Below are 7486 nucleotides of genomic sequence, written 5' to 3' on the forward strand. Positions count from 1 at the left end.
CGCACCGAAAGCCACGTGATGCTGGTGGACCTGCGCGCGAAGAACATCACGGGCAAGGCAGCGGAAGCGGCGCTCGGTGCTGCGCACATCACGGTGAACAAGAACGCGATCCCGAACGATCCGGAAAAGCCGTTCGTGACGAGCGGCATCCGCCTCGGTTCGCCTGCGATGACGACGCGCGGCTTCGGTCCGGCGGAAGCGGAGAAGGTCGGCAACCTGATCGCCGACGTGCTGGAAGCACCGGAAGATGCCGCGACGATCGAACGCGTACGCGGTCTGGTCGCGGAGTTGACCCAGCGTTTCCCGGTCTACGGCTGAGACGCGGCAATCGGGTTCGACTGCCGACGCGGTTGAACCTCGCTCGTTCCGAAGCGATATAAAAATCCGGCTCGCACACCGCGAGCCGGATTTTTTTGCGCTGTGCGCGAACCGGTGTCGCGTCACACGGTCGGATCGACGTTCGCCTCGAGTTCGCGAATCCGCTCGTCGTTGCGCGTGTCCTTGAGCACCGGCGGCCCGGCGAAGGACTTGCGCACGCCGAACCCGTACCAGATCACCATCAGCACGCCCACGAACGCGACGAGCACGTAGAGCACCTTCTCGTTCGGCGGCTGGATGCCGACGTACGCGAGCACGCACGCGCCCACCAGCGCGAGCAGCGCGCACGGCTTCGACCAGATGCCCAGCTGGAACGGGCCCTTTTCGGTCCACGTGCGCCCTTCGGCGAGCATCCCGGAACCGATCGGCATCGCATACGAGATGAACAGGAACACGGCGCTGCCCGCGCTCAGTACCGAGAACGCGTCGCCGTACAGCGTGACGACGATCGCGAGCACCGCGCAGGTCCAGATTGCCGGGCCGGGCGTCCGGTGATTGTGATTCACGCTGCGCAGCAGCTTCGACGCAGGCAGCCCGCCGTCGCGCGCGAACGCGTACATCATCCGCGACGTCGACATGATCGCGGCGAGCCCGCACACGTAGTTGATGAAGAACATCGCGAGCTCGAGGCAGACGCGCAAGGTCTTCGGGATCGGTGCGAGGATCGCTTCGAAGAAGCCGGTGCCCTGTTTCATCGCGGCGGTCAGGTCGGGCATGACCAGCACGAACGTGCACACCATCACGTAGCCGAACACCGCGGACCAGAACACCGAGCCGATGATGCCGCGCGGCACGTTCTTCGCCGCGTCGTGCGTTTCTTCCGACGTATGCGCGGACGCGTCGAAACCGGTGATCGTGTAGGTCACCAGCAGCAGGCCGGACAGGAACGCGAGCGGCGTGGTCTGCTTCGGCCAGGCGCCGCCGTCGACGCCCGTGTAGTTGGTGAAGGTGACGAGCCGATGCAGGTCGAACGTGACCGGCGAGTAGACCAGCAGCGACACGACCAGCGCGATCGTCACGACGAAGATCAGGTAGCCGGACAGGTCGGTGATCTTGCTCGCGATCCGGATGCCGCGTGCGTTCAGGATCGCCTGCGAAATCGTGATGACCGTGATGAACGCGGTCTGATGCCACCACGTCAGGCTGTCCGGACCGACGCCGAACATCGGTGCGATCAGCGTCTTGAAGAACGGATCGTAGGTGCCGAAGTTGATCGCCGCGATCACGAAGATCAGGCCGATCAGGTTGAGCCACGCCGTCATCCACCCCCATTTCTTCCCGCCGAGGATCGCGCCCCAGTGATAAAGGCCGCCGGCGGTCGGAAACGCAGACGCGATCTGCGACATCGACACCGCGACGATCAGCGCGAACAGCGAGCCGAGCGGCCAGCCGAGGCCGACCGAGGCGCCGCCGGCCGCGGAGAACGCCAGTTGAAACGCGGTGATGCCGCCCGACAGAATGCAGATCACCGAAAACGACACGGCGAAGTTCGAGAAGCCGTTCATGCGTCTCGACAGCTCCTGCGCATATCCCATCTTGTGGAGGAGGCTTACGTCGCTGTCGATACCTGCATCAGGCTGGATTTTCGCATCCATATTCGCTCCGTCACGTATGTCCTGCGAGGCAGGACCGTCATCGCTGCCCGGGCCCGGTGCTGCGGCCCGCTCCTGGAATTCGTCGGCGGGCACGCGTTGTCATGCATCGATGGCGATCGCGTATCCGGTCCGATACGGAACGGTATGAAGCCAAATCTCGCGGCGATATCGGATTTCGGCAATCCGGCGAAACTCCGGACGGGTGCACCGTTCGGGGGCATCGCGTGGCGGGCTGAATATTTGTAAGGAATCCATGCGGATCGGGATGATCCGTACTTGTCGAAATGCGACAGCCGGGGAAAAAGTGCGCTCCCGTGAAGGGCGACATGGCCCGCAATCGCTTTCTGAAGTCGACCGCGCCCCGTGTCGCAATCCCGTGAGTCGGCCCGGCAGGGAACCTGGAGCGGCCTACTCGGCTTGCTGCTTGCCGGGTTTCCGTCCGAACCGCGCACGGTAGTCGCGCGGCGATATTCCGACCCGCTTCGCGAATGCACGTTGCAGCGCATCCACGCTGCCGAACCCCGAACGTTGCGCGACCCGTTCGAGCGGCCAGTCTGCCCGCTCCAGCAGCGCCTTCGCGCGCTCGACGCGTGCGGCCAGCACGAATTGCGCGGGCGGGAGCCCCGTCTCCTTGAGGAAATTGCGCGCAAACGTGCGCTCGCTCATGTGCAGGCGCGCGGCCAGCGCGGCGACGCCGAGATCGCCGGTCGGGTCGTCGGCGATCGACGTGAGCAGCGCGCGGATCGGTGGCGTCGCGTTTGCCTGGATGTCGAGACCGACGCTGAACTGCGCCTGTCCGCCGGGACGGTGCATGAAGAGCACGAGCTCGCGCGCGACCGCGAGCGCGGTCGGCGCGCCGCAGTCGGCCTCGACGAGTGCGAGACACAGGTCGATGCCGGCCGTCACGCCGGCCGACGTATGAAACGGCGGATCGCTCACGTAGATCGCATCCGGCTCGACCCGCACGTCGGGGCAAAGCGCCTGCAGCGTCGCACACTGATTCCAGTGCGTGGTGGCGCGCTTGCCGTCCAGCCATCCGCCCGCGGCGAGCACGAACGCGCCCGTGCAGATGCTTGCGATCCGCCGCGTGCTCGCGATCCGCGTGCGCAGCCAGGGCAGCACGCCGGCGTTCGACGCCGCGTGCCGCAGCGCCGCTTCGCTGCCGCCTGCGACGATGATCGTGTCGATGGGCTCGGGCAACGCCGCAAGCGCGGTCGGGCCGGCAAGACGCAGGCCCGCGTGCGTGACGATGTCGTTGCCGTGTTGCGATGCGAGCGTGAGCCGATAGGGCGGGACATGCCCGGGAAGATGGCGGTTCGCGACCGCGAACACTTCCATCGGGCCGGTGATGTCGAGTGACTGGACGCCTTCGAAGCCGACGACGACGATGTCGCGTGCCGGACCGGTTGACTGGGGCATGGCGGAAAGTGCGGTGGAGTTGTCCTTGTGACCGCGTGCATGATCCTTGTAATTTTCCGCACGTGCAATCGATTGACGCGGGTGGGCGATGCGGGAATGGAACAGAAACGGGGCGATGCGCGTGGCGGTGGCGCTGCTCGTATGCGCGGTGCTGGGCGCGTGCATGTCGGGGCAGTCGGGGCCGTCGGCCGCGCACGGCGCACGAACGGTCACGCAAACGCTGAGCGTGAACGCACCGAAGGCGGGCCGCACGCGGCCGCTCGTTGCGATCGTCGCGGACAACGCCGGAACGGAGACGACCGATTTCATCGTTCCGTACGCGATTCTGAAGGCGTCGGGCGCGGCCGATGTCGTGGCCGTGTCGGCCGACGCCGGCGCGGTCGAACTGATGCCCGCGCTGCGGATCCTGGCCGATACGACGTTCGACCGGTTCGACGTGGACGTGCCCCTCGGCGCGGACGTCGTGATCGTGCCGGCCTTGCATCGTGCCGACCGGCCGGCCGTGCTCGCGTGGCTGCGCAAACAGGCCGCTGCCGGCGCCACGATGGTGGCGATCTGCGATGGCGCGGCCGTGCTCGCGAACGCCGGGCTGCTGCGCGATCGCATCGCGACCGCGCACTGGTATTCGCGCGACGGGCTGCGTCGCCGTTTTGCCGAAACGGCGTGGGTCGACGATCGCCGCTACGTGATGGACGGCAACGTGATGACGACGAGCGGCGTGTCGGCGTCGATTCCCGCGTCGCTTGCGCTGGTGAATGCGCTGGCGGGGCCGGTGGCCGCGCGCGAAACGGCACGCAACATCGGCGCGCACGGATGGAGCGACGTTCACGACGGCAGCCGGTTCGGGTTGACCGCACGTGCCGTGGCGACCGCACTGACGAATCGCGTCGCGTTCTGGCGGCATCGGACCTTCGATCTGCCTGTCGCGAGCGGATTCGACGAACTTCCGGTTGCGCTCACCGCGGATGCGTGGGCGCGGACGTGGCGCAGCGACATCGTCGCAACGGCGGACGCGCACGTGATCGAATCGAAGCACGGGCTGCGCTTGCTGACGCAACCGGCCGATGCCGGCCACGCGCGCGTGACGATTCCGGACGGGCGGCGCGGCGACGCGGTGCTGCCCGGTGTGCTCGGCGACGTCGCGGCGAGCTACGGCGACGCGACGTCGGACTGGGTGGCGCTGCAACTGGAGTATGCGAGGTAGCGGGTGCCGGGCTTGCGCGTTGCCCGGCGCAAACCGTGCCTTCGACGCCGGAAAAGGCCCGGGCGGACGATGTCGCGATCGACGAGCCCGGCCGGTGCCAGCGGACATGCGCGCAGCACATCGCGCGCACTTCGCGCTTTCCACCGACTTGCATTCGGCGTTTGATCGCGACGCCCGGGCGGCCACGCGTCGAAACGTCGGTTTCGAGCATGAACGTGGACGCGCGCGATGCTTCTTACATGCGGGTAGCGCTCAGACCGTTGCCGTCCGCCGCGCCGTCAGCCGGTTCCACAGCATCCCGGCGCGGCTTCCGCTTCGACAATAGGCGAGCACCGGCTTCGGCAGCGCATCGACCAGCGCGCCGAACGCGTCGACTTCCGCATCGCCGATCCGGTCGCGTTCGACCGGCAGATAGCGCGCGTCGAGGCCCAGTTCGCGCGCAGCGGCGGCGATTGCCTCGAATGCCGGTTGATCGGCGCTTTCGCCGTCCGGCCGGTTGCAGATCACCGCGCGAAAGCCGGCGCTGCGGATCGCTTTCAGGTCCGCCGGCGTGATCTGTCGCGACGCGGTGAACCCGGTCGCTGCCGCGGCCCGGCATTGCTCGAGCGCGCGCGCGAAACATGCGATCGCGAAATCGACGTCCTGTTCCGTCGTGAAGCGGCCGAAGCTGATCCGCACCGTGCGGCCCGCGGCTTGCTCGTCGAGGCCGATCGCGGTCAGCACGTGAGACGGCGCGCCGCTGGTCGAGTTGCATGCGGAGGTCGACGACACGGCGAGCGCATCGCCGAGCATGAACGGGAAGAAGCCCGGCACGTTCACCGTGAGGCTCAGCGTGTGCGGGATGCGGCGCGCCGCTGCCGCGTTGTGCGTGATGTCGCCGAGCGTGAGCAGCGCGTCCTTCAGGCGTGCACTGAGTGCCGCGATCCGCGCGGCTTCGCGCTCGAGTTTCTCGGCGGCCAGTTCGCACGCCACGCCCATCCCGACGATCTGGTGCGTCGCGAGCGTGCCCGAGCGCAGGCCGCGCTCGTGCCCGCCGCCGTGGATCTGCGGCGCGATGCGCTCGGCGATCTCGCGGCGGACGAACAGCGCGCCGATGCCCTTGGGGCCGTACACCTTGTGCGCGGACATCGACAGCAGGTCGATGCCGAGCGCGCGCACGTCGATCGGCGTCTTGCCGAGCGCCTGCGCGGCGTCGACGTGCAGCAGCGCGCCGGCCGCATGCACGATGCGCGAGATCGCGCCGATGTCGGTCAGCGTGCCGAGTTCGTTGTTGACGAGCATCAGCGACACGAGGCCCGTATCGGGGCCGATCGCCGCGGCCACGGCGTCGACGGTGATTTCGCCGTCGGCGGTGGGTGTCAGGTAGGTCGCGGTCATGCCGCGCTTCGACAGGTTCGCCATCGTGTCGAGGATCGCCTTGTGTTCGAGGCGGCTCGTGACGAGGTGGCGCTTGCCGGTCGCGGCTTCCGCATAGCCCTTCAGCGCGAGGTTGTTCGATTCGGTGGCGCCCGACGTCCAGACGATCTCGTCGGCCTGCGCGCCGATCAGCGCGGCGACCTGCGCGCGTGCGTGCTCGACCTTTTCCTTCGCGAGCCGGCCGGCGGCGTGCGAACTCGACGCGGGATTGCCGAAGATGCCGTCGGCACCGAGGCAGGCCGTCATCGCTTCGATCACGCGGGGGTCCGCAGGGGTGGTGGCTGCGTAGTCGAGGTAGTGCAGCGGGGTGGTATCGCTCATGTCCTTCTCTGGTTCTTTCTCTTCGGAATGGGAGAAATGATACGAGGGAGGACGGGGAAAAAGGATCCAAAGTTGGCTGTGAATTCAGAGCGATGTGGAATAACGTTTTCTTTTTGTTTGATACAGGGGAATTTGTTTTCGTCTGGACCTGACGGAAGATCGGGAATTGTTCATGCGGATGCCGGCGCGGCCGGGCGCTGCGGATGGGCGTTGCCCGGCCTGCCTGCGACGTATCGGATGTCCGTGAACGCCTTGAGGGGGCGCGTCGATCACGTCAACTCGTCTTGATCGGGCTGATTCGATAAACGATGCGCGTCCTGCACCCAGGCATGCAGCGCTTGCTCATATTTCGTCGGGATCGTAATCGTGAGCGTGGTGAGGTGCGTGACGTTGCCCGGTAGTTCCAGATACCGCTGCCACGCCTTGCGAACGAGCTGCGACATTGCCGAGCGGTTCATACCCAGTTTCGCGGCCAGCTCGCGCTGTGGGCGGCCCTTCACGAAAATCTCGTGCAGGGCCCATTGGTTCAACGGTTTGATCCGGGTATCTTGAAGCCGCAGCAGCTGGAACTGTTCGGCGGTCATGCGTCGTGTCTTCAGCATTCAGGGGCGCCCGGAGTTCGGAATGGAAGAAACGAGCGTCGCGCCGCACGAAGTCTTGTGACCGTCGAATGCGGCGGGCCGACCTTCGACGTTGAAGGCAGCGTCGCCGGCGGCAATCGTGCAGGTGCCGTGGATCGGACACGAACACGTGTCGCCGAAGCGCGCGACCGCGCGCCCCATGACCTTGCTGATGTCGGCGCCGGACTCGACCCGGCCGCCGTGGGTATGGCTGTCGCCTACCCGGATGATTCCTCGCATATGACTTGTCCTCTCGATGATTCGCGCGGCATCGGCGTTTTACTCGCCACATGCCGCGGTGCTGGTTTGCATCACCACGAATAGCCTTGCATGCCGTAGTCGGTGTCGTGTCGGCGTCCCCACCAGGGGAGGTACGCATTGTTGCCGCCGCGTGCGCGGAACCAGTCTTGGTCCGGATCGATCGGCGTGAGCTTCGATGGTGGTCTGACGACGACGGCGACGGGGTGCTCGGGGTCGGTCGTGCCGGCGACCAAGGCGTTGCCGCCGAAGTGGTTGATCCGGCCGATTGCGAG

Annotated in this window: 6 protein-coding genes and 2 pseudogenes; 2 read left to right on the forward strand and 6 right to left on the reverse strand. The window is 66.7% G+C overall.

Annotated elements, in window-relative coordinates; genetic code table 11:
* A pseudogene (glyA, locus tag DIE02_RS35025) lies at positions 1-318 on the forward strand (serine hydroxymethyltransferase); the annotation flags it as partial.
* Positions 319-440: 122 nt separating this feature from the next.
* On the opposite strand, the gene DIE02_RS35030 reads toward glyA, so the two are convergent.
* Together DIE02_RS35030 and DIE02_RS35035 are read right to left on the reverse strand one after the other, a co-directional pair.
* Positions 441-1973 carry an amino acid permease gene (locus tag DIE02_RS35030; RefSeq protein WP_124489854.1) on the reverse strand — a complete coding sequence of 511 codons (1533 nt, stop codon included), beginning with the start codon at positions 1971-1973 and terminating at the stop codon, positions 441-443.
* 408 nt (positions 1974-2381) lie between these two features.
* Positions 2382-3392, reverse strand: a complete 1011-nt coding sequence (locus DIE02_RS35035) for a GlxA family transcriptional regulator (protein ID WP_124530297.1) — start codon at positions 3390-3392, stop codon at positions 2382-2384.
* Positions 3393-3480: 88 nt separating this feature from the next.
* On the opposite strand from DIE02_RS35035, the gene DIE02_RS35040 reads away from it, so the two are divergent.
* Positions 3481-4596 (forward strand): DJ-1/PfpI family protein, encoded by a 1116-nt coding sequence (locus tag DIE02_RS35040; RefSeq protein ID WP_124530298.1) that lies wholly within the window; start codon positions 3481-3483, stop codon positions 4594-4596.
* Positions 4597-4848: 252 nt separating this feature from the next.
* Here the strand turns inward: DIE02_RS35040 and DIE02_RS35045 are convergent, their stop codons facing one another.
* The 4 genes and pseudogenes from DIE02_RS35045 to DIE02_RS35060 all read right to left on the reverse strand — a co-directional run.
* A complete protein-coding gene (locus DIE02_RS35045; RefSeq protein ID WP_124524209.1) occupies positions 4849-6333 on the reverse strand; it encodes an aminotransferase class V-fold PLP-dependent enzyme in 1485 nt (494 codons plus the stop codon).
* A 269-nt stretch (positions 6334-6602) separates the two neighbouring features.
* Positions 6603-6917, reverse strand: a complete 315-nt coding sequence (locus DIE02_RS35050; RefSeq protein ID WP_044848364.1) for a TrfB-related DNA-binding protein — start codon at positions 6915-6917, stop codon at positions 6603-6605.
* Positions 6918-6935: 18 nt separating this feature from the next.
* Entirely contained in the window at positions 6936-7193 is a 258-nt protein-coding gene (locus DIE02_RS35055) for a PAAR domain-containing protein (protein ID WP_124489858.1), read from the reverse strand.
* Between the two features lie 71 nt (positions 7194-7264).
* Positions 7265-7486: pseudogene (locus DIE02_RS35060) on the reverse strand (virulence factor); the annotation flags it as partial.

It is taken from the genome of Burkholderia sp. Bp8991, assembly GCF_003853795.1.
Lineage (GTDB): Bacteria > Pseudomonadota > Gammaproteobacteria > Burkholderiales > Burkholderiaceae > Burkholderia.